Below are 22,049 nucleotides of genomic sequence, written 5' to 3'. Positions count from 1 at the left end.
ATCGGCCTTGCCGTCGGCATCATGCTGATCATGGTGATCCTGATCCTGCCGATGCCGGCGGTGCTGCTCGACTTCATGCTGGCGGTGTCGATCATCTTCTCGGTGCTGATCATGATGACGGCGCTGTTCATCCAGACGCCGCTGGAGTTCACTGCCTTCCCGACCATCCTGCTGATCTCGACGATGCTGCGCCTGTCGCTCAACCTCGCGTCGACACGCCTGATCCTCAGCGGCGGTCACGAGGGCACCGACGCCGCCGGCCACGTCATCCAGGCCTTCGGCAGCTTCGTGATGGGTGGCAACTTCGTCATCGGCATCATCGTCTTTGCCATCCTGGTCATCGTCAACTTCGTGGTCATCACCAAGGGTTCGGGCCGCATCGCCGAAGTCGCCGCCCGCTTCACCCTCGACGCCATGCCCGGCAAGCAGATGGCCATCGACGCAGACCTGTCGTCGGGCCTCATCAAGGAAGACGAGGCGAGGAGGCGCCGCCGGGACCTGGAAGCGGAAAGCGCCTTCTTCGGCGCCATGGACGGTGCCTCGAAGTTCGTGCGCGGCGACGCCATCGCCGGCCTCCTGATCACCTTCATCAACGTCATCGGTGGCATCATCATCGGCACGATGCAGATGGGCATCACGCTGTCGGAAGCCGGCCACTCCTATACCGTGCTCACCGTCGGCGACGGCCTCGTCAGCCAGATCCCGGCGCTGATCGTTTCCACCGCCGCCGGCCTTCTGGTGTCCAAGGCGGGCGTCACCGGCTCGGCCGACAAGGCGCTCAGTGGCCAGCTCACCGGCTATCCGGCAGCGCTGGGCATCTCCGGCGTCGTCATGGGCATGCTGGCGCTCCTGCCCGGCCTGCCCTTCCTGCCGTTTGCCACCCTCGGCGCCGGTGCCGGCGGCCTCGCCCTCTGGGCCAAGCGCCAGAACGCCAACCGCCAGGTCGCCGCCGTTATGGCGCAGGCGGAAGCCGAGGCGCCGCCCCCGCCGCCGGCCGAGGAGCCGATCGCCACCGCCCTCAAGATGGACGACCTGCGCGTCGAGCTCGGCTACGGCCTGCTGCCGCTGATCAACGACAACGGCAAGGGCGGCGAGAAGCTGTCCGACCAGATCAAGGCGTTGCGCCGACAGATCGCTTCCGATCTCGGCTACATCATGCCGCCGGTGCGCCTCCTCGACAACGTGCAGCTCGGCGCCAACGAATACGTCATCAAGATCAAGGAAGTGGACGCCGGCAAGGGCACGCTGTTCCCCAGCCAGTACATGGTCATGGACCCGATGGGCGGCAAGGTGACCATCCCCGGCACCCAGACCACCGAGCCCACCTTCGGCCTGCCCGCCACCTGGGTGGACAGCCGCCTGCGCGAGGAAGCGGCGATCCGCGGCTACACCGTGGTCGACCCGGCCACAGTTCTTTCCACGCACCTGTCCGAAACGCTGAAGACCAACGTGTCCGAGCTTCTCTCCTACGCCGACGTCAAGAAGCTGTTGGCCGAGGTACCGTCCGATCAGGCCAAGCTGATCGACGAGATCGTGCCGAGCCAGATCACCGTCTCCGGCATCCAGCGCATCCTTCAGCTGCTGCTCGCCGAGCGCGTGTCGATCCGCGACCTCGGCACCATCCTGGAAGGCATCGCCGAGGGCCTGTCCATCTCGCACGCCACCCAGACCATCGCCGAGCACGTCCGCGCCCGCCTCGCCCGCCAGATCTGCGCCTCCAACATGGCGCCCGGTGGCTACCTGCCGCTGATCAGCCTGTCGCCGGCCTGGGAACAGTCGTTCATCGAGAGCATCGTCGGCGAAGGCGACGACCGCCGCCTCGCCATGGCGCCCAGCAAGCTGCAGGAATTCGTCGGCGCCGTCCGCGACCAGTTCGAGGAAGCCGCCAAGAAGGGCGAACTGCCGGTGCTGATGACCAGCCCGATGAACCGCCCCTTCGTCCGCTCCATCGTCGAGCGCTTCCGCGCCCACACCACGGTGATGAGCCAGGCCGAAGTCCACCCCAAGGTCCGCCTGAAGACGGTGGGGCAGATCTAGCATCCGCCCGAAAAGTTGCAGACTTTTCGGAAAAGCGGACATCCAGCGCCCTAGCCGGAACCGATATCTCTGCCACATATCAATATCTTACGCCGCGTATCCACAACCGGCGCGGTTCTTGGCGCCAGCGCCCGCCGACCGTTGACACCACGACTTTGGCTTGCTAGCCATACGTTATGTTATAACGTAACAGATAGCGAGTTGCCGATGTCCCTTCTTCCTGTGACCGTGCTGTCGGGCTTTCTCGGCTCCGGCAAGACGACGCTTCTCAACCACATCCTCAACAACCGCGCCGGCCGACGCGTCGCCGTCATCGTCAACGACATGAGCGAGGTGAACATCGACGCCGACCTGGTGCGCGAAGGCGGCGGCCTCTCCCGCGTCGACGAGAAGCTGGTGGAGCTGTCGAACGGCTGCATCTGCTGCACCTTGCGCGACGATCTGCTCGCGGAGGTCAGTCGCCTCGCCCGCGCCGGCCGCTTCGACTACCTGCTGATCGAAGCCACCGGCATCGCCGAGCCGCTGCCGATCGCCGCCACCTTCGATTTCCGCGACGAGGCCGGCGTCTCGCTGTCCGACGTCGCCCGCATCGACACCATGGTGACGGTGGTCGACGCCATCAACCTGACGGCCAACTTCGGCTCGCACGACCTCCTGGGCGATCGCGGCCAGACGGCGGGCGCCGACGACGAGCGCACGCTCGCCGACCTCCTGACCGACCAGATCGAGTTCGCCGACGTCGTCATCCTCAACAAGGTCTCCGATGCCGGCCCGGAACGCTCGGATCAGGCTCGCAAGATCGTCAGGGCGCTCAACGCCGACGCCAGGCTCATCGAGGCGGATTTTGCCCGCGTTCCGCTCGAGAGTGTGCTCGACACCGGCCTGTTCGACCGCGACAGGGCGGAACGGCATCCGCTCTGGGCCAGGGAGCTTTACGGCTTTCGCGATCATGTGCCGGAAACCGAGGAGTACGGCATCGCCTCCTTCGTCTACCGCGCCCGACGACCATTCCATCCTTGCGCCTTCAGCGCCTTCCTCCGCCAGAGCCTTCCCGGCGTCATCCGCGCCAAGGGACACTTCTGGCTTGCCACCCGCCCCGACTGGTGTGGCGAGCTGTCCATCGCCGGAGCGGTGTGCCGCACCGGAGCGCTCGGCCGCTGGTGGGCCGCCGTCCCCAAGGCGCGCTGGCCCGACCATGCCGAATGGCGCGAGGTCATGCAGCGCAACTGGCATTCCCTGTGGGGCGACCGCCGGCAGGAGCTGGTGTTCATCGGCTCCGGCCTGGACGAGGCGGCGATCCGAACCAGCCTCGACAACTGCCTCGTCGGCGACGCGGTGACCATGACCCGCTTCAACCCCGACCGCTACCGCCACCTGCCCGACCCGTTCCCGGCATGGGGACTGGCGTCCTGACCCGCTTTCTCGTCCACGACAGGAGACTTTTATGTCCTTGATTTTCCGCCTTCTTGCCGCCACGGCGCTTGTCGGCGGCCTCGCCGCGCCGGCTTCGGCGCACGAGACCATCCTGCGCGGCCGCCTCGTCTTCGGCGACCATGAAGCCGCCACGCTGCGCATCCTCGATCTCGACACGGGAGAGGTGACGCACAGCTTCGACGTTCCCCAGCCCAATCCGTCGCTCGACATGACGGCCGACGGCCGCTTCGTCGTCGTCAAGGTCGGTGACGAGGCCGGAACGGTCAGGTTCTTCGACAGCGGTCTCCTGCGCGAGCCGCACGGCGACCACGTCGATATCGACAAGGCCGATCCCGGCTTCGTCGATCTCACGCTGACCGGCGACAAGCCGGCGCACGTGCTGTCGGGCCATGGCTGGATTACTGTGTTTTTTGACGGCCAGCGGCCGTGGGTGCGCCCAAGCGAGGCCCGCGCCGACCTCATCCCGGTCGCCGGCCTTGAAGGCGGCAAGCCGGAGCGGCTGAGCTGGAAGAGCCCGGCACCACAGCACGGCGTCGCCGTGCCTCTCGGCAACGATCGCTGGTTCCTCTCCACGCCCAACCCCGCCTATGCCAAGGGTGACGACACCTCGGCCTCCTCGCGCCCCAACAGCTTCTATCTCGTCGACGCCAGGGACGGTTGGAAGCCGATCGGCAGCTACACATGCCCGCTCATGCACGGCCATGCCGAACTCGACGGCGTCCACGCATTCGGTTGCGCCGACGGGCTGGCGATGCTGAAGGCCGATGGGGCGGGCTCATGGAACGCCGAACGCTTCGCCTACCCCGATGAGCGCGTATCGAGCGCCATCACCGCGTCGGGCGAGATCATGGTTGGCAACTACGGCAAGAGCGGCAGTCCCTTCACCGCCTTCCTGCGCATCGACCCTTCGGCTTCCTCGGCAAAGCCCGGCGACGTGTTCGAGATCCCCGATGGACAACAGGTCTGCCAGTTCGCGCTTGCCGGCGACGGCCGCACGCTGGTCCACCTTGCCGGCGACGGAAAGCTTCGCCTCTACGAGGTCGCGCCGACATGGAAGGAGGTGGCGCGCTTCGACGCGGTGGCGCCGTTCGACTGCGCCTTCGGCGCACAGACGCCCACTCCGCGTCTGGCACTGTCGGGCACCAGCGCCTACATCAGCGACCCAATTGCCGGCACGATCCATGAGTTCTACCTCGCGACCCGCAAGCAGGGCCTCGACTACAGCGTCGGCGGCGCGCCGTCGACCATTGCAGGCGGCCCGAGCGGCGGCTGACGCCTCGCTTCCCCCTCCCGTCAAAACGAATGCGCCGCCGAGCCGACCATGTCGCTCGGCGGTCGCCCGACAAGCAAAGGAGTCACGGAATGGCCGCCATTCCCACAACCGTGCTGACCGGCTTTCTCGGCGAACCGCACGGCAAGCGTTACGCTGCGATCGTCAACGAGTTCGGCGTCCATTGAGCTTCAGCAACCCCTTCGCACCCCGCCGCCCCTCCAACCGGGCGAGCATCGTCAAGGCCTGGGTTCGGGAGTGCGCCGGCTTTGGCGACGAGGTCACCGTCGCCGTCACCGAGATCGCCTGCCGGCATGCAGCGTGCGGCGGCGCGGAAACCCTGGTGATGATCGACGTCGCCGCCTCGGACCTGCGCGTCCTGCGCTTTGACAAGGCCCTGGCCGAGATATCGGCCGAGGACGTCCGCGCGGCGGTCGAAGCCGCCAAGGGCTGGCCGGCGACGTGAACATGGTGCATGTTGAGGACGATGGTTCCCGTCGCCCTTCACGATCGGTCTCTCCCGGCGGCCATGCCCCTGCCAAGCGCCCGCAACAGTCGAACCCGCCGCGCAGGCATCCTCCGCCATCTGGCGATGGCGCTTGTCTGCGCGCCCCTATGGCTGTCGTCGGGCCACGCGGCCGACAACGCCCGACGGATCGCGGCCGAACTCGACGTCTTCAGGCGCACCTGGACCATCTGCACCGTCAACGACGTCGGCCGGGCGGTTCAGCGCGACCGAACAACCGAAGCGACGGCCATCGCCGATGGCGCGCTCGCCCGCTGCGCCCTTGAAGAACAGGCCCTCGGGGCGAAGGCCGCCGAGCTGCTGGGCGCTGAAAGGGGGCGGCGCCTGATGGAAAGGCTGGTCGCCGAAGCGCGCGAGGCTCTGGTCGGGTCGGCCCGCACGATGCAGGCCAGCCTTGCCACCGGCGCGGACGCCGAGCCCGCATGGCCGCGCATTCTCGCCCCATCCGCCAAACGCTGAGCCCCTCGCACGGCACGGCGGTATCGCCGGGTTAACGTAAACCGGACCTTAAGGCATCGGTTCTAAACTGACGGCATGAGACCATCTCGTATCGCGTCCGGTCTGATCTCTCTCGTGCTGTCCGCCGCACTGGCGGGCTGCGGCTTCTTCGAATCCGAAGAGCGCGAGCCTTGGCGCGCCCAGGCGGAAGCCGCCTGCTACGCCCGCAACATGGTCAAGCTGTCGCCGCTGATCCAGAAGGCCAATGCCATCGAGGGCAAGGGCATCTGCGGCATCGACCGCCCCTTGAAGGTCAAGGCGCTGGAAGACGGCACCATCAGCCTCGGCTCCCGCTCGCTGGTGCTCTCCTGCCCGATGACGGCGGCGCTCGAACGCTGGGTGGCAGAGGTCGTCATGCCGGCGGCGCTCGCCCGCTACGGCCTGCCGGTGGTCGAGATCAAGAACTTCGGCACCTATAACTGCCGGTCGCGCAACAACATCGCCGGCGCCCGCCTTTCCGAGCACGCCTTCGCCAACGCCTTCGACTTTGCCGGCGTCGTGCTGTCCAACGGCTATACCGTCACCGTCAAGAAGGGCTGGTACGGCAACGCCACCGACCGCGCCTTCCTGCGCGAAGTGACGCGCGGCGCCTGCGGCGCCTTCACCACGGTGCTCGGCCCCGGCGCCGACCGCTCGCACGACGACCACCTGCACCTCGACCTCGCCCGCCACAACAACGCCGGCACCTATCGTTACTGCAAGCCGCAGCCGCAGGTGCCGCCGCGCGGCGCGCCGATGTTCACGCCCGACCCGAACATGCCGATGGCGAGCAACCTGCCGCCGCAGCCGGTCTGGCCCGCCGCGCCGCAGCCGGCGCCCGCCGCCCCCACCTATGCCGGCGGCAGCCCCGCCTTCGACGCGCCGCTGCCGCCCGCCCCCGTCGGCAACGGCGCCTATCCGGTGGCCCAGCAGCCGGCCTATCAGCAGCCCCAGCCGGTCTACCAGGAGCCGCAACCCGTCTACGCCGACGCGCCGGCCGCCCAGCCGCCCGGCTGCCCGCCCGGCTACATCTGTACTCCGGTGGGCCAGGGCGCCTACGTGCCGCCGCCCACCGGCGCCGGCAACATCGGCTGGAGCATCGGCGCCCAGCCCGTCCAGGGCTACTCGCCGACCGACATCACCGGCTCGATTCCGGGGCCGTACTCGGACGACTGAGCGAGATCGGAAGAGACCTTCTACTCGCTATTCTCGAGTGGAGACCGTCTTTGTATGTGAGTTCCCCTACCCGTCTCTAGCGCACAGGCTCACCTAACGGAATAGTCCGTGATGCTCTCACGCCTGTCCGCTGGGATTGTCATCGGCCGAGCCCTGAAGCACCTCACGCCAAGCTTCTTGCACTTTCTTGCTTCAACTGCACAGCGCTCCCCAAGCTGGGGAGTTCGCGGAAGCGCAACAACCTCCCTCCAAATTGCGACCGTCCAATCCGTATGATCCGTATGGTCCATATAAGCCGTATTATGCATTGAGTAACGTACGGGGTGATGATATACGATTCCTGGCACCATGGAGGAAGCGATGACACACCAAGTTTCATTGTCAGATAAGACATTTGCAAAGATCCAGAAGCATGCTATCCCGCTTGTTGACACCATAGAGACCACGATTGTACGCCTTATAGACGAACTAGAGGCTATTAAGGCTGTGAGCAATGAAACGACGGGACACTTGTTTGATCCCGCCTCGCCTCCAGACCTGAGCCATACAACCGTTATTTCGGCAAGATTAAATGGTGCAGCCCTAAAGCCAGCAGATACTTACTGGAACAACATCTATCGCGCAGCCATTAAGACCGTTGCTCAGAAAGGAATTCTCGGAGAAAATCTCGCAGCTTGCATAACGTCAAACAAGGTTGTCGGAAGTAAATCGGATGAAGGGTATAAATTCATAGAAGAAGCCGGGATCTCAGTCCAAGGCCTTGACGCAAACAACGCTTGGAAAGCTATATACTTTTTGTGCACCGTAACTGGGATTAGTATTGAAGTTACATTCAGGTGGCAAGAAAAAGAAGTAGTTAAAACGCCCGGAGAGATTGGCAAATTTGTCATTTCAACGAAATAGAAAATACCGAATTTCATCACTATACACTCCACCGGCGAATGGAGGTGTACTATGGCGCTCCGTGAAAAGCTGGCAGTTGAGATCAGCGCCAAGACCTTGGCGCTCTTACGCGATCTGGCAAGGAGAGAGGGCGTCGAACTTGAGGATCTTTTCGGTGAGGCACTGGAGGATCTGATTGCCAAACGCCGAGGCGACAAGCCACGAACCAACGTGATGGACGCCTATCAAACGGGCTGGCAAAAGTTCGCACCGCTTCATCGAAAGCTGACCGACTGAACGACCCAACCGCTTCGCCTTGTTCGCAACTGCCGAATAGCCCCTCCCTTCGTCTTAAGCGTTTCCCCGATCACATTTTGCTGACTCCGGCCGTCCGGGCTGGAAAAAATGTCTCTGAACCGCTACAAGACAGGCCCAGGCAGGCCGCAGCAGTATGTGTTTGCGCGTCCCGGCATTCTCCGGGCCCTGCTTTCAGCATTTTAGGTTTCGTCATGACTACCACGACCGGCTTGCCGGCTCGCCAGGGTCCCGGCTTTGCCGAGACCGTCGCCCTTATCGCCGCCCTGATGGGCCTTACGGCTCTGGCCATCGACACGATGTTGCCGGCGTTGCCCGCCATCGGCGACAGCTTCGGCCTTGCCGAGGCCAACGAACTGCAGCTCGTCGTCTTCTCCTACATGGTCGGCTTCGGCATCGCCCAGATCGTCTACGGACCTCTGTCCGACGTCTGGGGGCGCCGCCCGCTGGTGATCGCCGGCCTCGTCATCCTGATCGTCGGCGCCATCGTATCGGCGCTGGCAACGGGCTTCGTCGGCCTGCTGGTCGCCCGCGTCCTGCAAGGCGTCGGCGCCGCCGCCGCCCGCGTCATCGCCGTGTCCATCGTCCGCGATCGCTACGAGGGCCGCGAGATGGCCCGCGTCATGAGCTTCACCATGATGGTGTTCATGATCATCCCGGTGCTGGCGCCCAGCTTCGGCGGCTTGCTGCTGGCGCTGGCCGGCTGGCGCTCCATCTTCGCCGTCATGGCCGCCCTGTCGGTCGCCGTCGGCATCTGGTTCTACATCCGCATGCCCGAGACGCTGCATCCCGAGTTCCGTCGCGCCCTGTCGGTGCGGTCGATCGTCGAGGCCGCCCGCATCTGCGTCACCAATCGCGAGGCGGTCGGCTACTCGCTGGCCATCGGCCTGCTCTTTGCCACGCTGATGGGCTTCATCGGCTCGGCCGAGCAGATCCTCGGCTCCGACGGCTATCGTCTCGGTGCGCTGTTCCCGGCGGTCTTCGCGTCGGTGGCGATCACCGGCGGCATCGCCGCCTTCGTCAACAGCCGCCTGGTGCGCACCTGGGGCATGCGCCGCCTGTCGCACGGCGGCCACGTCTTCCACGTCGCCCTGGCGGCCATCTTCCTTGCCGCCGCCTATCTGTGGGACGGACTGCCGCCACTCTGGCTGTTCATCGCCATGATGGTGGCGATGCAGTTCTTCTTCTCGATCGCCATGTCCAACTACAACGCGCTCGCCCTCGACCCCCTCGGCGAAGTGGCCGGCACCGCCTCGTCGCTGATCGGCGCCTTCACCACGCTGATCGGCGCCGTCGGCGGCGCGATGATCGGCCAGGCCTTCGACGGCACCATCATGCCGCTGACGGCCGGCTACTTCGGCCTCTCGGCCCTGACGCTCGTGATCGTCTTCTGGACCGAGCGCGGCCGGTTGTTCCAGCCGCACCACGGCAACATCGTTCCGGCCGCCGCCGAATGACGATGGCCGGCGGGCGCCACAAGCCCCGCAGGCAAGCGAACGGGATCCGGGGGCGGTGGCTGCGAACTTGTGGTTCGTATCCACCGCCCCTCAATATTTCCGGAGATTGCGCTATCGAAGACGAACGCCGTCTCCGGCGCACCGTCGCCGCTCTGTTTCTTGACAACAGACAGAAAAACGGAAGCACTCGGGGAAGGTTTTCCACCGGGCTTGCCCACTATACGCGCCATTCCCTATCGACCTTGGTCGCAAATCCTTAAAAAGGCGGCTCTGTTGTAGCGGCCGCTACTGAACCGGGCGGACCCCGGCGTTAAACAGGCTTTAACACGGATCGAAACAACGCCATCCAGTTCGAGCCAGAGACATGACAAACGTTGCCCCCGACGCCATGCCACCGCCGCCCATCGTGCCCTGGATGGAATTCCAGAACCAGGACATGTGGGAAAAAGCCTTGCACCTCGGGCGCAAGGTGATCTGGAAGGGCAAGACCTGCGTTCAGCGTCCGGGCGACGAGGTCACCAGCATCTTCCTGATCCGCGAAGGCACCATCAAGGTCTCCGCCACCAGCGCCGAAGGCGTGCAGCGCACGCTGTGGTTCATGGGCCCCGGCAGCATCCTCGGCGAGGCGGCCCTGTTCGCCGGACAGAAGAACACCCACTACATCGACGCGGTCGAGGACTGCGTGGCCTACGAGTTCTCCCACGGCAACGTGGTCGAGAGACTGCTGGTCGATCACCCCGACCTTGGCGAGGCGCTGCTGACCAACCTCGCCACCAAGAGCTACATCATGTCGACGCAGGTCGAGGAAAGCACCTTCCTCAGCGCCTACCGCCGGATCTGCCGCTTCTTCTACGGCCTCTGCCTGTCGCGCAAATCCCGGCAGATCTCGCTGTCGCACAGCGTGATCGCCGAGTTGCTCGGCCTGCACCGCGTCACCGTGTCCAACGCCATCGGCGACCTCAAGCGAAGGGGGCTGCTGGAAGAACGCGGCCACGACCTGGTGGTCGCCGACGTCGAGGCCATCGGCGCGATCATCAACTCCGACATCTGAAGGCCCGATCCGCAACGCGGCGGGCCGATGTGAAGCAAGCCTTTCCCCTGGACCGTCACGGCCCGGGCCGGGCACCTGCGTGCCCGAATTTCCGCAGACCACTGCCCATCAGCACACACAGGAGAACCAAGATGGACAAGACCTACGTTGCCGAACCCTACAAGATCAAGGTCGTCGAGCCGATCGCCGTTACCACCCGCGCCGAGCGCGAGCGCTTCATGGCCGAGGCCGGCTACAACACCTTCCTGCTGCGCTCCGACCAGTGCTACATCGACCTTCTGACCGACAGCGGCACCTCGGCGATGAGCGACAACCAGTGGGCCGGCATGATGCTGGGCGACGAGGCCTACGCCGGCAGCCGCAACTTCATCCATCTGCAGGAAGTCGTCCGCGAGTACTACGGCTTCAAGCACGTCGTTCCGACCCACCAGGGTCGCGGCGCCGAGAACCTTCTGTCGTCGATCTGCATCAAGCCGGGCGACTATGTTCCGGGCAACATGTACTTCACGACGACGCGCGCCCATCAGGAGCGCAACGGCGCCACCTTCGTCGACATCATCGTCGACGAAGCCCATGACTCCCAGCGCGAGCTGCCGTTCAAGGGCAACATCGACATCGGCAAGCTCAGCCGCCTGATCGACGAGGTCGGCGCCGACAAGATCCCCTATGTCTGCCTTGCCGTGACGGTCAACCTCGCCGGCGGCCAGCCGGTCAGCATGGCCAACATGCGCGCCGTCCACGAGCTGTGCTCGAAGAACGGCATCAAGGTGATGTTCGACGCCACCCGCTGCGTCGAGAACGCCTACTTCATCAAGACGCGCGAGACCGAATACGCCGACGCGACCATCGCCGCGATCCTGAAGGAGATGATGAGCTACGCCGACGGCTGCACCATGAGCGGCAAGAAGGACTGCCTCGTCAACATCGGCGGCTTCCTCTGCATGAACGACGACGAGCTCTACCAGAAGGCCTGCGAGATGGTCGTGCTGTTCGAGGGCATGCCGAGCTACGGCGGCCTCGCCGGCCGCGACATGGAGGCCATGGCGCGCGGCATCGTCGAGTCGGTCGACTACAACTACATCCACCACCGCATCAGCCAGTGCGAATATCTGGCCGAGAAGCTCAAGGAAGGTGGCGTGCCGGTCGTCCGGCCGACGGGTGGCCACGCGGTGTTCCTCGATGCCCGCGCCTTCCTGTCGCATATCCCGCAGGACCAGTTCCCGGCCCAGGCGCTGGCCGCCGAGCTCTACATCGAGAGCGGCGTCCGGTCGATGGAACGCGGCATCGTCTCCGCCGGACGCGACAAGAAGACCGGCGAGAACTACCACCCCAAGCTCGAGCTGGTGCGTCTCACCATTCCGCGGCGCGTCTACACCTACGCTCATCTCGACATCGTGGCCGAGGCGGCAAAGTCGCTGTACAAGCGCCGGGAGACGATCAAGGGCCTTGAGATGGTCTACGAGCCCAAGCTGTTGCGCTTCTTCACGGCGCGCTTCCAGCCCAAGGCCTAAGCAGCCGCGCCCGGAAGGGGGAACCTCCTTCCGGGCCTTTTTCTATCTGGATTCACGGATAGCCCGCACGACCACCGGCGGGCGAGAGAAGGATCCGCTTATCGACGACGACAAACAAAGGGCACCCGTCGCCCGAAGAGGACGAGCGGCGCGGTGTCATCGGGAGGAACCATGAACATATTCCGCACCAAGGACATCGGCCTCTTGCATCGAGAGGTGGAGAACCACTCGCTGAAGCGGGCTCTCAGCGCCGTCGACATCGTCATGATGGGCATCGGCGTCATCATCGGCACCGGCATCTTCGTGCTGACCGGCGTGGCGGCGGCGAATTTCGCCGGCCCCGGCATCATGCTGTCGTTTGGCCTGTCTTCGCTCGCCTGCATCTTCATCTGCCTCGCCTATTCGGAACTGGCGTCGTCCATTCCGGCGGCGGGCAGCGCCTACACCTACACCTACGTCGCCGGTGGCGAGCTTCTGGCCTGGCTGGTCGGCTGGAATCTCATTCTCGAGTACTCGGTCGGGGCCAGCGCCGTCGCCGGCGGCTGGTCGGCCTATTTCGTCGGCATCCTGAAATCGGCCGGCATCGAGCTGCCGCAGGCCATAACCGCCGTTCCCTACGACGGCGGCATCGTCAACCTGCCGGCCGTGCTGATCGTGCTGTTCATCACTTTCGTGCTGGTGCGCGGCGTCAAGGAAAGCGCCACGGTCAACCGCTGGCTGGTGGCCGTCAAGCTCGGCGCCATCTTCCTGTTCCTGCTGCTGGCCGGGCCGAAGGTCGACGCCACCAACTGGACGCCGTTCCTGCCCTACGGCGTCGCCGGCATCTCGGCGGGCGCCTCGATCATCTTCTTCGCCTATCTCGGCATCGACTCGCTGGCCACCGCCGCCGAGGAGACCCGCAACCCGCAGCGCGACATGCCGATCGGCATCATCGTGTCACTGCTGATCTGCACCGTGCTCTACATCGCCGTGTCGTGCGTGCTGACCGGCGTCGTTCCCTACACCGAACTGAACACCGCCGAACCCGTCACCTTCGTGCTGCGCAAGCTCGGCTACAACTTCGGCTCCGCCATCGTCGGCACCGGTGCCATCGCCGGCCTGACCACCGTCTGCCTGGTGATGATGTACGCCCAGACGCGCGCCTTCTTCGCCATGTCGCGCGACGGCCTGATCCCGCCCGCACTGTGCAAGGTGCATCCGAAATATGGTTCGCCGCACATCATCACGCTGATCGTCGGCCTCACCGTGGCGGGTATCGCCGGCTTCACGCCGATCGGACTGGTTGCCGAGATGTGCAACATCGGCACGCTGTTCGCCTTCACCGTGGCGACGGCCTGCGTGCTGGTGCTGCGCAAGACGAAGCCGAACCTGAAGCGACCGTTCCGCTGCCCGGCGCCGAAGATCATCGTGCCGCTGGCCATGCTGTCGAGCCTCTACATCATGTCCGGCCTGCCGGCCGCAACCTGGGTCCGCTTCGCGGTCTGGAGCCTGATCGGCCTCGCCATCTACGCCGTCTACGGCGCCCGCAACAGCCGCCTCGCCCCCAAGGCCGAAGGCAAGCTGCCGGCCTGAGGCAACATCGCCGGGCCTCGCCCCAAACGAGGCCCGGCGTCTCTCATTCCCACCATCTTCAAGGAGATCCGGCCATGACGGAGATCGAACGGCGCCTTGCCGCGCTCAACATCGTCCTGCCCGCAGCGACGGCGCCGGCCGCCAACTATGTGCCCTATGTCGCCAGTGGCAACCTTCTCTACCTTTCCGGCCAGCTGCCGATGAAGGACGGCAAGCTCGCCTGCGTCGGCAAGCTCGGCGGCGAACTCGCGATCGAGGACGGCTATGCCGGGGCCAGGCTGTGCGCCATCAACCTGATGGTTCAGATCAAGGCGGCGGTCGGCGATCTCGCCCGCGTGCGCCGCATCGTCCGCCTCGGCGGCTTCGTCAACAGCACGCCGTCCTTCGTCGACCAGCCCAAGGTGATCAACGGCGCCTCCGACCTGTTCGTCGAGGTGTTCGGCGACGCGGGGCGGCACGCGCGCTCGGCGGTCGCCTGCCCGTCGCTGCCGTTCGGCGCCGGCGTCGAAGTCGATGCCGTCGTCGAGGTCGACGGCCATCCCTGATCGCCACGAAAGCCCGGCGATCCGTCTTCCAGCCCTTCAACAGGCGACCTCCCCTCCCCATATATGAGGAGCCACGTTACGGGGTCCCTGGCGGACGCCGATCAGGCGTTCGTCCAGGGTACTCCGCGAGACATGAGGAGTTAGCCATGGACAAGAAGACCCTGATGCCCTTCGGGCGCGGTTCGGCTCCTTCGCGCTCGCACGAGGATACGTTCCTGTCGCTGCGTCGCGAGATGGACCAGCTGTTCGACAGTTTCACCCGCGGCTGGGGCCTGCCGACGCTCGCCTCGGGCGATACGTTCCTGAGCCCGCGCGTCGACATCGCCGAGACCGACGCCGGCCTGGAGATGACCGCCGATCTGCCGGGCATCGACCCGAAGGCGATCGAGCTGGAGCTTGACGACGACGTCCTGACCCTCCGGGCCGAACGCAAGTCCGAGCACGAGGAGAAGGACGACAAGCGCCGCTATCACCTGACGGAACGGTCGACCGGCACCTACATGCGCGCCTTCACGCTGCCCTTCACGCCGGACCGCGACAAGATCACGGCCGACTTCGACAAGGGCGTCCTGAAGGTGAAGGTGCCGCGTTCGCCGGACCAGCCCAAGGCGACCAAGCGGATCGAGATCCATCCGGCCGCCTGAGCCTCCGCCCGGAAGGTCTGGGACTTTTTCAGATAAGCAACGTCGGTGGGGGCGCTTCGGCGCCCCCTGTCATGTCAGCCTCATTTCAGGGCGGAGATCACCGCCTTATCGGGATAGCAGGTGACCGGCAGCCCGTTCTTCTCCTGCCAGCGGCCCATGGCGACGCGGGTGCGGAAGCCGACGAGGCCGTCGGCGGTACCGACATCGTGCCCCATGCCCTCGAGCCGCCGCTGCACGGCCCTGACGTCGCCACGGCTGAAGCTGCCGATCTTGCCCCAGCCACCCCGGATCGACTGCGGCCCGCTCACCCGGTCGCCCACCGTGCCGATGGTCAGCGCGTAGACGTCGGATTCGTTATAGGCCTTCAGCACATAGAAATTGTCCGACACCAGAAAGGCCGGCCCCATCCGCCCGGCCGGCATCAGCAGGTGTCCGGTCGGCCCGACGTCGCCGAGGGCGAGCGGCCGGCCATCGGCCCGCGTCACGCCCGCCCTGACCCAGGCGGCGAGCGGCTGGCCCTGATCGGGACCTTCCAGGCTGCACGGCACCGACGCGGGCAGCCGCACCTCGACGCCCCAGGGCAGCCCCGCCTTCCAGCCGCGCGACTTCAGGTAATGGCCGATGGAGGCCAGGACGTCCGACGTGGTGTCCCAGATGTCGCGGCGGCCGTCTCCGTTGCCGTCGACGGCATCGGTCAGGAACTTGGTCGGCATGAACTGCGGCTGGCCCAACGCGCCGGCCCACGAGCTTTTCATGGCGGCGCGGGAGATATGCTCCTCTTCCAGGATGACCAGCGCCGCCACCAGTTCGGGGAAGAACTCGGCGCGGCGCGAGCCCATGTAGGCCTGCGTCGCCAGCGTGCGCACGGCGTCCTTCTCGATCTTGGCGGTGCCGAAGGCCGACTCCTTGCCCCAGACGGCCAGAACGACGCCGGCCGGCACGCCGGTCACCCGCGCCACCTTGTCGAGAATGGCGCGGTTGGCCGCATAGCGCTTGCGCGCCCCGGCCGCCAACGCGTCGAGCTTGCGGTCGGCGAGGTAGGCGGCCGGGCTGCGGAACTCGGCCTGGAAGGCATTGCCGCCACCGGTCGGCTTGAGGTCGGGCAGGCTGAGATCGGGATCGAGGCCGGCAACCGCCGCCTCGAAGGTGGCGCGGCTGACGCCGGAGGCTTTCGCCGCCGGCCATACCTTGGCATCCAGCCAGCGGGAAAAGGCGGCGTCGGCCGCCGCCGCGCCGATCGGAGCAAGTGCCAGCGCGCCGGCAAGAAGGAATGCGATTCGTTTCATCACCGGATGGAATCGCGCCGGCGGTCAGGGGTCAAGCCCGATGGACGCCGCTCGGCGAGCCCGGTTTTTTGCGCCCCGCCGGACCTCGCCGGCAAAGGGTCATTACGGGGGCAATGGCGCTTGACAGCCCCCCTCCACCGCCCTTATATCGGCGCACTTTCCGCCGGCCAGCCGGTGGGTCGTGGCAGTGTAGCTCAGTTGGTTAGAGCGACGGACTCATAACCCGTAGGTCGGCGGTTCGATTCCGCCCGCTGCTACCACTTCTCTCTTTTGAAATTGGTGGTTGGTTGCGAACGCGGCGATGCGTCGTGCGGTCTGGCGCGTCTCGGCAGCCGTTTCAGCCCGACATCCGGGCGGTCACGTCGCCCGGCGATGGCGCACGGCGATGCCGTCGAGGATCAGGTCGAGCTTGCTGCGCCACCACGCCCCCGGCGAACCCGTCAGGGCGCCGGCCATCAGGCTGCCGAACTCGGCCCAGTCGGCATGGGCGGCGAACTCCGATTCCAGCGCGTGCCGCATCCTGTCGGCCACCACCGGTCCATCGGGCGTCGGGGCCGTCAGGCGGCGCCAGCCAACGGCGGAATCGATGGTCATGTCCATGACGCTGTCGACGGCCAGCACGGCGTCGGAAGCGGAAAAGCCGGCCATGCGCAGCTCGCCGCAGATGGCGACGAAGGCGCCGATCACCGATGGCGGAATGACGCCCAGCGAGCGGATCGTCTCGGCAACGCCCGGATTGGCCTCGTAGACGGTCCACACCGCCTCGGCGACGCGGACGAGATAGGCCCGCCAGTCCTCCTCCGCGTCGCGCCGCCAGGAAATGCCGGCGAGCGCCTCGTCGACGGCAGCCGTCATCAGGTCGTCGCGGCTGCGGACGTGCCGGTAGAGCGAGGAGTGATCGACGCCGAGCTCGCGGCCGATCAGCACCAGCGTCGCCTTGTCGAGGCCGATGCGCAGCGCCGCCTCGGCGATGGTCGCCCGGCTGACGCGGGGCGGGCGTCCGGCGCCGCGCCGGCCGGAGGGGCTGTTGTCCGTCATGGGCTCCCCCGGGGCGGATGCTACGGCATTCACACATCTGTGGCTATGAAACCTCAGAACGGTGGAACGAAGGGATGTATCAGGCTGACTCGGTTTAGGGAACGCGATATCGGCGTCGCGTTTCGTTCTGCCCGAGGTCCTCGCTTTCGCAAGGATGACAGAATTATATACAGGGATGACAATCGGTTAGGTGGAGGGCTCGCGCTGTCATCTGCAACGCTTGCCGCTCATGCGACATCAAGCTGTATGGCGGGCACTCCAGCTGTTTCCCCTTTCTATCAAGTTGTCATCCTTGCGAAAGCGAGGACCTCGGGCAGAACGAAACGCGACGCCGATATCGCGCTCCAAAAGCCAAGCCAGCATGATCCTCAGCGCTTCAGAGTCCTTGGATCCTCTCGCTGTAGATATGTGCATGCCATAACGAGCGGATTGTGAATGGCAGCACCGTTCGGCCACCGGCCCGGCTTCGTCAAGCGATCACTTGATGCGCCAGCCCGCCGCGTGACTGCGGGACTGCCAGAGCCGGTGGTAGAGCCCCTCTCCTTCCAGCAGTTGGTCGTGATTGCCCCGTTCGACGATGCGGCCGCCGTCGAGCACCAGGATCTGGTCGGCGGCGCGGATGGTCGAGAGCTTGTGGGCGACGACCACCAGCGTCTTCTCGGCGACGAGGCGGGCCAGCGCCTTCTGGATGGCCAGTTCGTTCGTCGGGTCGATCGCCGCCGTCGCCTCGTCGAGCAGCACGATCGGCGCGTCCTTCAGGATGGCACGGGCGATGGAAATCCGCTGGCGTTCGCCGCCCGACAGCGTCGCCCCGCCCTCGCCGACGCGCGTGTCGTAGCCGTCCGGCAGCGCCGAAATGAACGTATGCGCCTGGGCGGCGCGGGCGGCAGCCTCGACCTCCTCCCGCGACGCACCCGAGCGGCCGAAGGCGATGTTGTCGAAGATGGTGCCGGCGAACAGGTAGACGTCCTGGAACACCACGGTGATCAGCGACGCCAGCCTCTCCTCCGACATGGTCCGGATGTCGGCGCCGCCGATGGAGATCGCCCCGCCCGACACGTCCCAGAAGCGGGCGATCAGGTTGAGAATGGTGCTCTTGCCCGAACCGGAAGGGCCGACGATCGCCGTCATCGACCGTTCGGGAACCTCGAAGCCGACCGACGACAGCACCGGCCGGTCCGCCCGGTAGGAGAAGTCGACGGCCTCGAAGCGGAGGGCGAAGCCTTGTGGTTCCGCCGGTCGCACCACCGCCGGCAGCGGTCTGGCGGTCAGGATACGGTCCATGCGCGTCAGCGAGGCGTCGGCCATGCGGACCAGCTCCATCACCTGGCTGAGCCCGAGCAGCGGCGAGTAGACGGCGAACACCAGCACCAGGGCGGCGATCAGCGTCGCCATGTCGATGGCCCCCGCGCCATGCCGGAGGCCGGAGACCACCAGCACGATGGGCACACCGGCCATGACGGTGGCGCCGAACAGGGCCATCGGCAGGGACAGGCGCGCCACCATGCGGATGGAGAGATCGCGGAACGCCTCCAGCGCGGCGCGGAAGCTCTCCTCGCCTTTGGCGAGGCGGTTGAAGGCGCGGATGGTGGCGATGCCCTGCACGAACTCGATCATGCGGGCGCCGGCCGCCGCTTGAAGATCCTGCCGAACGACGCCGAGGCGGGCGAGCCGCCGGCTCGACCACATGAACACCGGCAGCGCCGCCGCCATCGACGCCAGCATGGCCAGCCCGACCGCCCAGTCCCGGCTCAGGAACCACAGGACGGCGACGAGCGGCAATGCGAAGGCCTGGGCGATGCGCCCGAGCGCGTCGGACAGGAAGGTTTCCAGCATCTGCATGTCGGAGGTGAGCGCCGTCACCGTGTCGCCGCGATGGCGCGACAGGTGGAAGCCCATCGGCAGCCGGCGCAGATGATCGAGGATGGAGAGGCGGAGATCGCCGGCCAGCTCGAAGCTGGCGAGCCAGCTGTCGTGCGCGGCGAGATAGCCGAACAGCAGCTGCCCGCAGAGCGAGGCGGCCATCAGGCCGGTCAACTGCCAGGCCCAGCCGACATCCATCGTCCGCCCCTCGGCAAGGCCGGTCACCGTCCAGATGACGCCGCCGAAGGCAAGGCCGAGACTGATCGATTGCAGGAAGCGGAAGGCGACGCCGCGCGCCACCTTGCCGCGCAGCGGGCCGGCAAGCCGCCAGACGCGCCGGAGACTGTCGAGGTCGGAATGAATGTCGGCATCGGCGGCTTCGCCGACCGGAACGAGAGGATCGATGGCGGTCATGACGGGCGCTCCTCGCTGGCGATCTGGCCGGAGACGCCGGCCGGCTTGAGCACGACGTCGCGCGCTTCGGTGTAGTCGCGCCACAGGCGGGCATAGAGGCCGCCCTTCGCCACGAGGTCGTCGTGACGGCCGGCTTCGGCGATGCGTCCGCCGTCGACGACCAGGATCTGGTCGGCGGACATGATGGTGTGGAGGCGATGGGCGACGACCAGCAGCGTCCGCCCCGCCGTAAGTTCGCCGATGGCCTCCTGGATGGCGGCCTCGTTGTCCGGGTCGGCGAAAGCGGTCGCTTCGTCCAGCACGATGACCGGCGCGTCCTTCAGGATGGCCCTGGCGATGGCGATGCGCTGGCGCTCGCCGCCGGAGAGCAGTTGCCCCCGGTCGCCGAGGCGGGTGGCGTAGCCGTCGGGGAAGGCCATGATGAAGTCGTGCGCCCTGGCGGCGCGGGCCGCCGCCTCCACCTCGGCATCGCTGGCCTTGGGATTGCCGAAGCGGATGTTGGCGGCGATGGTGTCGGAGAACAGGAAGCTGTCCTGGAAGACGAAGGCCACCATGTCCATCAGCTGGGCGAGGCCGATCTCGCGGAGATCGACGCCGCCGAGCGTGACGCGACCCGACCGCGGATCCCAGAAGCGGGCGACGAGGCTCGCCACCGTGCTCTTGCCGGCGCCGGATGGGCCGACCAGCGCGGTGACCGAACCGGCCGGGGCGGTGAAGCTGACGCGGTGCAGCACTTCTTCCTTGCCATAGCCGAAGGAGACCTCGTCGAAGACGACGTCGTGCGAGGCCAGCGCCACGGTGCGGGCGCTGTCGGCCTGCGGCTCGGCGGCCAGCGCGTCGGCGATCCGCGTCGAGCCCATGGAAATGTGGGCCAGCGTGTGAAACTGGTTGAACAGCTTCATCAGCGGCTGGCTGTAGTTGGCGCCCAGGATGACGAACAGGACGAGCGTCGAGAGGTCGAGCGAGCCCGCCGCCATCAGGAAGGCCCCGACGGGCAGGATGACCACCACATTGGCGAGCACCAGCGAGAAGAAGGTGCCGCCGAACGGCAGGTAGTCCTCGGCCCAGGCGGTTTCCACCTCCGCGTAGGCCCGCACGGCGCGAGCGGTCTCGGCGAAGCTCTCACCGGTCCGGTTGAAGATCTTGACCACGGCCATGCCGGCCAGGAACTCGACGACCGAGGCATTCATGCGGGCGCCGGCGCGCTGGTAGTCAGCGGCCCGGCGGGCGCCGCGCGCCATGCCGGTGGAGATCAGCACGAAGGCCACCGGCGTCACCGCCACCGTGGCCAGCGCCATGCGCCAGTCGACGGCGAACAGCCAGACCGACACCGCAACCCATGTGGCGAGCGCGCTGACCCCTTCGGGGATGCCATGGGCGAAGATGAGCTCCATGCTCTCGGGTTCGTCGATGATCAGCTTCTTGGCGTCGCCGCTCTTGCGGTCGGCGAACCAGCCGATCGGCAACCGCGCCAGATGGCGGGCCAGGGCCAGACGCAGGCGGCAGAGCACGTCGAAGGCGACGACGTGCGACAGGCCGACCGCCAGCCCCATCAGCCCGTAGCCGACGACCACCGCGAGAAGGGCGAGACCGGCCGCGCCGAGGAGATAGGCCGGGCCGAGCGTGCCGGACAGCGCCGGCGTGACCACCTTGCAGACCACGACGATCGGCGCCAGCTCACAGGCGACGGCGGCGGTGGCGAGAAGAATCGCCCCGCCCATGGCAAGCCTCGATCCCGGCAGGAAGCGGCCGAGCAGCTTCAGGCTGGCGAGATAGTCGGGGCCGCCGGTCCCGGACGCGCGGCTTTCGCCGGCGTCCTCTGGCAGCGCGCCCTCGGCGGGAATGTCCGTCATGGGAATACTCTGAGGGAAACGACCGTCTGACGGGCGGCCACCGCGCAACGCTATTGCTCACGACATTCATTAGCAACACGATGTTGCAAATTAAGTATTGCTACCAGGAACTGCGCACTCGGAGTGCTGGAGTTGAACAGAAGAGGCTGGTGCGGAGCCCTGCGGTTCCTTGGATCGCTGCGGCCACCAAAACCGCATGAATGCCAGCCATCAAGTCCGAGCGCCTAGGTCGTATTGTGGATAGTGCTGACCATTTTTGCGGGTGACCACCCTGTCGTCGTCCGCTAAGGTTGCGATAAGGGCAAAAAGAGGCGCACTATGAGACACAGTTACAGATGGATCCGAGTTGCACTTTCCCTGGCGACAATGTCCCTTGTCGCCGGTTGCGCCGACTGGAAAGCGCATCAAGCGGCGGCGGAATCTACATACATCGGCAAGAATATTGACGCACTTTACGACGAATACGGTGTACCGATAGGGATCGCCCCGAAAAGCGACGGCGGTTACTTCGTTCAATTTGAAACATATCGCTCAGGATTTCAGTGCACGGCAGACGTGACGACAAACTCCTCCCGAAAAATCGTCAAGATAGTAACGGGCGGACAAAACGGCTGTATCACGCCGGCTTGGGCGCATTAGCGTGAGATAGCAAGACGAATGCAAATGGTGCGCAGGACCCGATCCGGCTTATAGTTCCG

Annotated in this window: 19 protein-coding genes and 1 tRNA gene; 16 read left to right on the top strand and 4 right to left on the bottom strand. The window is 66.1% G+C overall.

Annotation, left to right across the window (positions count from 1 at the left end):
* Positions 1 to 21 precede the first annotated feature (21 nt).
* The 14 genes from flhA to QQZ18_RS22340 all read left to right on the top strand — a co-directional run bounded on the left by flhA (position 22) and on the right by QQZ18_RS22340 (position 14,897).
* The gene (gene flhA, locus QQZ18_RS22405; RefSeq protein WP_446728697.1) at positions 22 to 2,037 is read left to right on the top strand and encodes a flagellar biosynthesis protein FlhA; all 2,016 of its coding nucleotides are present in this window, start codon (positions 22 to 24) and stop codon (positions 2,035 to 2,037) included.
* A 207-nt stretch (positions 2,038 to 2,244) separates the two neighbouring features.
* Positions 2,245 to 3,450, top strand: a complete 1,206-nt coding sequence (locus QQZ18_RS22400; protein WP_284543217.1) for a GTP-binding protein — start codon at positions 2,245 to 2,247, stop codon at positions 3,448 to 3,450.
* A 31-nt stretch (positions 3,451 to 3,481) separates the two neighbouring features.
* Entirely contained in the window at positions 3,482 to 4,744 is a 1,263-nt protein-coding gene (locus QQZ18_RS22395; RefSeq protein ID WP_284543216.1) for a hypothetical protein, read from the top strand.
* A gap of 181 nt (positions 4,745 to 4,925) precedes the next feature.
* Positions 4,926 to 5,207, top strand: coding sequence for a nitrate reductase (locus QQZ18_RS22390; RefSeq protein WP_284543215.1), 282 nt, complete (start codon positions 4,926 to 4,928; stop codon positions 5,205 to 5,207).
* Between the two features lie 9 nt (positions 5,208 to 5,216).
* Positions 5,217 to 5,726 carry a hypothetical protein gene (locus tag QQZ18_RS22385; RefSeq protein WP_284543214.1) on the top strand — a complete coding sequence of 170 codons (510 nt, stop codon included), beginning with the start codon at positions 5,217 to 5,219 and terminating at the stop codon, positions 5,724 to 5,726.
* A 75-nt stretch (positions 5,727 to 5,801) separates the two neighbouring features.
* Entirely contained in the window at positions 5,802 to 6,920 is a 1,119-nt protein-coding gene (locus QQZ18_RS22380; protein ID WP_284543213.1) for an extensin-like domain-containing protein, read from the top strand.
* A 360-nt stretch (positions 6,921 to 7,280) separates the two neighbouring features.
* Positions 7,281 to 7,823 (top strand): T4SS efffector SepA family protein, encoded by a 543-nt coding sequence (locus QQZ18_RS22375; protein ID WP_284543212.1) that lies wholly within the window; start codon positions 7,281 to 7,283, stop codon positions 7,821 to 7,823.
* Between the two features lie 51 nt (positions 7,824 to 7,874).
* Positions 7,875 to 8,099, top strand: coding sequence for a hypothetical protein (locus QQZ18_RS22370; RefSeq protein ID WP_284543211.1), 225 nt, complete (start codon positions 7,875 to 7,877; stop codon positions 8,097 to 8,099).
* A gap of 212 nt (positions 8,100 to 8,311) precedes the next feature.
* Positions 8,312 to 9,574 carry a multidrug effflux MFS transporter gene (locus tag QQZ18_RS22365; protein WP_284543210.1) on the top strand — a complete coding sequence of 421 codons (1,263 nt, stop codon included), beginning with the start codon at positions 8,312 to 8,314 and terminating at the stop codon, positions 9,572 to 9,574.
* Positions 9,575 to 9,938: 364 nt separating this feature from the next.
* Positions 9,939 to 10,625, top strand: a complete 687-nt coding sequence (locus QQZ18_RS22360) for a Crp/Fnr family transcriptional regulator (protein ID WP_284543209.1) — start codon at positions 9,939 to 9,941, stop codon at positions 10,623 to 10,625.
* A 131-nt stretch (positions 10,626 to 10,756) separates the two neighbouring features.
* On the top strand, positions 10,757 to 12,136 hold the full coding sequence (locus QQZ18_RS22355; protein WP_284543208.1) for a tyrosine phenol-lyase: 1,380 nt from the start codon (positions 10,757 to 10,759) through the stop codon (positions 12,134 to 12,136).
* Between the two features lie 171 nt (positions 12,137 to 12,307).
* The gene (locus QQZ18_RS22350; protein ID WP_284543207.1) at positions 12,308 to 13,708 is read left to right on the top strand and encodes an amino acid permease; all 1,401 of its coding nucleotides are present in this window, start codon (positions 12,308 to 12,310) and stop codon (positions 13,706 to 13,708) included.
* 74 nt (positions 13,709 to 13,782) lie between these two features.
* The gene (locus tag QQZ18_RS22345) at positions 13,783 to 14,253 is read left to right on the top strand and encodes a RidA family protein (protein ID WP_284543206.1); all 471 of its coding nucleotides are present in this window, start codon (positions 13,783 to 13,785) and stop codon (positions 14,251 to 14,253) included.
* A 146-nt stretch (positions 14,254 to 14,399) separates the two neighbouring features.
* Positions 14,400 to 14,897, top strand: coding sequence for an Hsp20/alpha crystallin family protein (locus QQZ18_RS22340; RefSeq protein ID WP_284543205.1), 498 nt, complete (start codon positions 14,400 to 14,402; stop codon positions 14,895 to 14,897).
* An 80-nt stretch (positions 14,898 to 14,977) separates the two neighbouring features.
* Here QQZ18_RS22340 and QQZ18_RS22335 read toward each other — a convergent pair whose 3' ends face one another.
* The gene (locus QQZ18_RS22335; RefSeq protein WP_284543204.1) at positions 14,978 to 16,183 is read right to left on the bottom strand and encodes a lytic murein transglycosylase; all 1,206 of its coding nucleotides are present in this window, start codon (positions 16,181 to 16,183) and stop codon (positions 14,978 to 14,980) included.
* A gap of 183 nt (positions 16,184 to 16,366) precedes the next feature.
* Here QQZ18_RS22335 and QQZ18_RS22330 point away from each other — a divergent pair.
* Positions 16,367 to 16,443: transfer RNA gene (locus QQZ18_RS22330), tRNA-Met, on the top strand.
* 97 nt (positions 16,444 to 16,540) lie between these two features.
* Here QQZ18_RS22330 and QQZ18_RS22325 read toward each other — a convergent pair.
* The 3 genes from QQZ18_RS22325 to QQZ18_RS22315 all read right to left on the bottom strand — a co-directional run bounded on the left by QQZ18_RS22325 (position 16,541) and on the right by QQZ18_RS22315 (position 21,351).
* A complete protein-coding gene (locus QQZ18_RS22325) occupies positions 16,541 to 17,221 on the bottom strand; it encodes a TetR/AcrR family transcriptional regulator (protein ID WP_284543203.1) in 681 nt (226 codons plus the stop codon).
* Between the two features lie 477 nt (positions 17,222 to 17,698).
* Positions 17,699 to 19,498 (bottom strand): ABC transporter ATP-binding protein, encoded by a 1,800-nt coding sequence (locus tag QQZ18_RS22320; RefSeq protein WP_284543202.1) that lies wholly within the window; start codon positions 19,496 to 19,498, stop codon positions 17,699 to 17,701.
* Entirely contained in the window at positions 19,495 to 21,351 is a 1,857-nt protein-coding gene (locus QQZ18_RS22315; protein ID WP_284543201.1) for an ABC transporter ATP-binding protein, read from the bottom strand. Before QQZ18_RS22315 ends, QQZ18_RS22320 begins: the two co-directional genes overlap by 4 nt.
* Before the next feature lie 366 nt (positions 21,352 to 21,717).
* Between QQZ18_RS22315 and QQZ18_RS22310 the strand changes: the two genes are divergently transcribed.
* Positions 21,718 to 21,990, top strand: coding sequence for a hypothetical protein (locus tag QQZ18_RS22310; protein ID WP_284543200.1), 273 nt, complete (start codon positions 21,718 to 21,720; stop codon positions 21,988 to 21,990).
* Positions 21,991 to 22,049: the final 59 nt, after the last annotated feature.

The organism is Pleomorphomonas sp. T1.2MG-36, assembly GCF_950100655.1.
Lineage (GTDB): Bacteria > Pseudomonadota > Alphaproteobacteria > Rhizobiales > Pleomorphomonadaceae > Pleomorphomonas.
Note: the sequence above shows the minus strand (reverse complement) of the source record. Positions and strands in the feature narration are given on the sequence as shown.

Excerpts from the sequence above, each read along its gene's own strand:
- flhA (WP_446728697.1), top strand. The coding sequence starts at position 22 with ATGCTGATCATGGTGATCCTGATCCTGCCGATGCCGGCGGTGCTGCTC.
- QQZ18_RS22380 (WP_284543213.1), top strand. The coding sequence starts at position 5,802 with ATGAGACCATCTCGTATCGCGTCCGGTCTGATCTCTCTCGTGCTGTCC.
- QQZ18_RS22310 (WP_284543200.1), top strand. The coding sequence starts at position 21,718 with ATGTCCCTTGTCGCCGGTTGCGCCGACTGGAAAGCGCATCAAGCGGCG.
- QQZ18_RS22360 (WP_284543209.1), top strand. The coding sequence starts at position 9,939 with ATGACAAACGTTGCCCCCGACGCCATGCCACCGCCGCCCATCGTGCCC.
- QQZ18_RS22355 (WP_284543208.1), top strand. The coding sequence starts at position 10,757 with ATGGACAAGACCTACGTTGCCGAACCCTACAAGATCAAGGTCGTCGAG.
- QQZ18_RS22375 (WP_284543212.1), top strand. The coding sequence starts at position 7,281 with ATGACACACCAAGTTTCATTGTCAGATAAGACATTTGCAAAGATCCAG.
- QQZ18_RS22350 (WP_284543207.1), top strand. The coding sequence starts at position 12,308 with ATGAACATATTCCGCACCAAGGACATCGGCCTCTTGCATCGAGAGGTG.
- QQZ18_RS22335 (WP_284543204.1), bottom strand. The coding sequence starts at position 16,183 with ATGAAACGAATCGCATTCCTTCTTGCCGGCGCGCTGGCACTTGCTCCG.
- QQZ18_RS22345 (WP_284543206.1), top strand. The coding sequence starts at position 13,783 with ATGACGGAGATCGAACGGCGCCTTGCCGCGCTCAACATCGTCCTGCCC.
- QQZ18_RS22370 (WP_284543211.1), top strand. The coding sequence starts at position 7,875 with ATGGCGCTCCGTGAAAAGCTGGCAGTTGAGATCAGCGCCAAGACCTTG.
- QQZ18_RS22385 (WP_284543214.1), top strand. The coding sequence starts at position 5,217 with ATGTTGAGGACGATGGTTCCCGTCGCCCTTCACGATCGGTCTCTCCCG.
- QQZ18_RS22325 (WP_284543203.1), bottom strand. The coding sequence starts at position 17,221 with ATGACGGACAACAGCCCCTCCGGCCGGCGCGGCGCCGGACGCCCGCCC.
- QQZ18_RS22340 (WP_284543205.1), top strand. The coding sequence starts at position 14,400 with ATGGACAAGAAGACCCTGATGCCCTTCGGGCGCGGTTCGGCTCCTTCG.
- QQZ18_RS22395 (WP_284543216.1), top strand. The coding sequence starts at position 3,482 with ATGTCCTTGATTTTCCGCCTTCTTGCCGCCACGGCGCTTGTCGGCGGC.
- QQZ18_RS22365 (WP_284543210.1), top strand. The coding sequence starts at position 8,312 with ATGACTACCACGACCGGCTTGCCGGCTCGCCAGGGTCCCGGCTTTGCC.
- QQZ18_RS22315 (WP_284543201.1), bottom strand. The coding sequence starts at position 21,351 with ATGACGGACATTCCCGCCGAGGGCGCGCTGCCAGAGGACGCCGGCGAA.
- QQZ18_RS22400 (WP_284543217.1), top strand. The coding sequence starts at position 2,245 with ATGTCCCTTCTTCCTGTGACCGTGCTGTCGGGCTTTCTCGGCTCCGGC.
- QQZ18_RS22320 (WP_284543202.1), bottom strand. The coding sequence starts at position 19,498 with ATGACCGCCATCGATCCTCTCGTTCCGGTCGGCGAAGCCGCCGATGCC.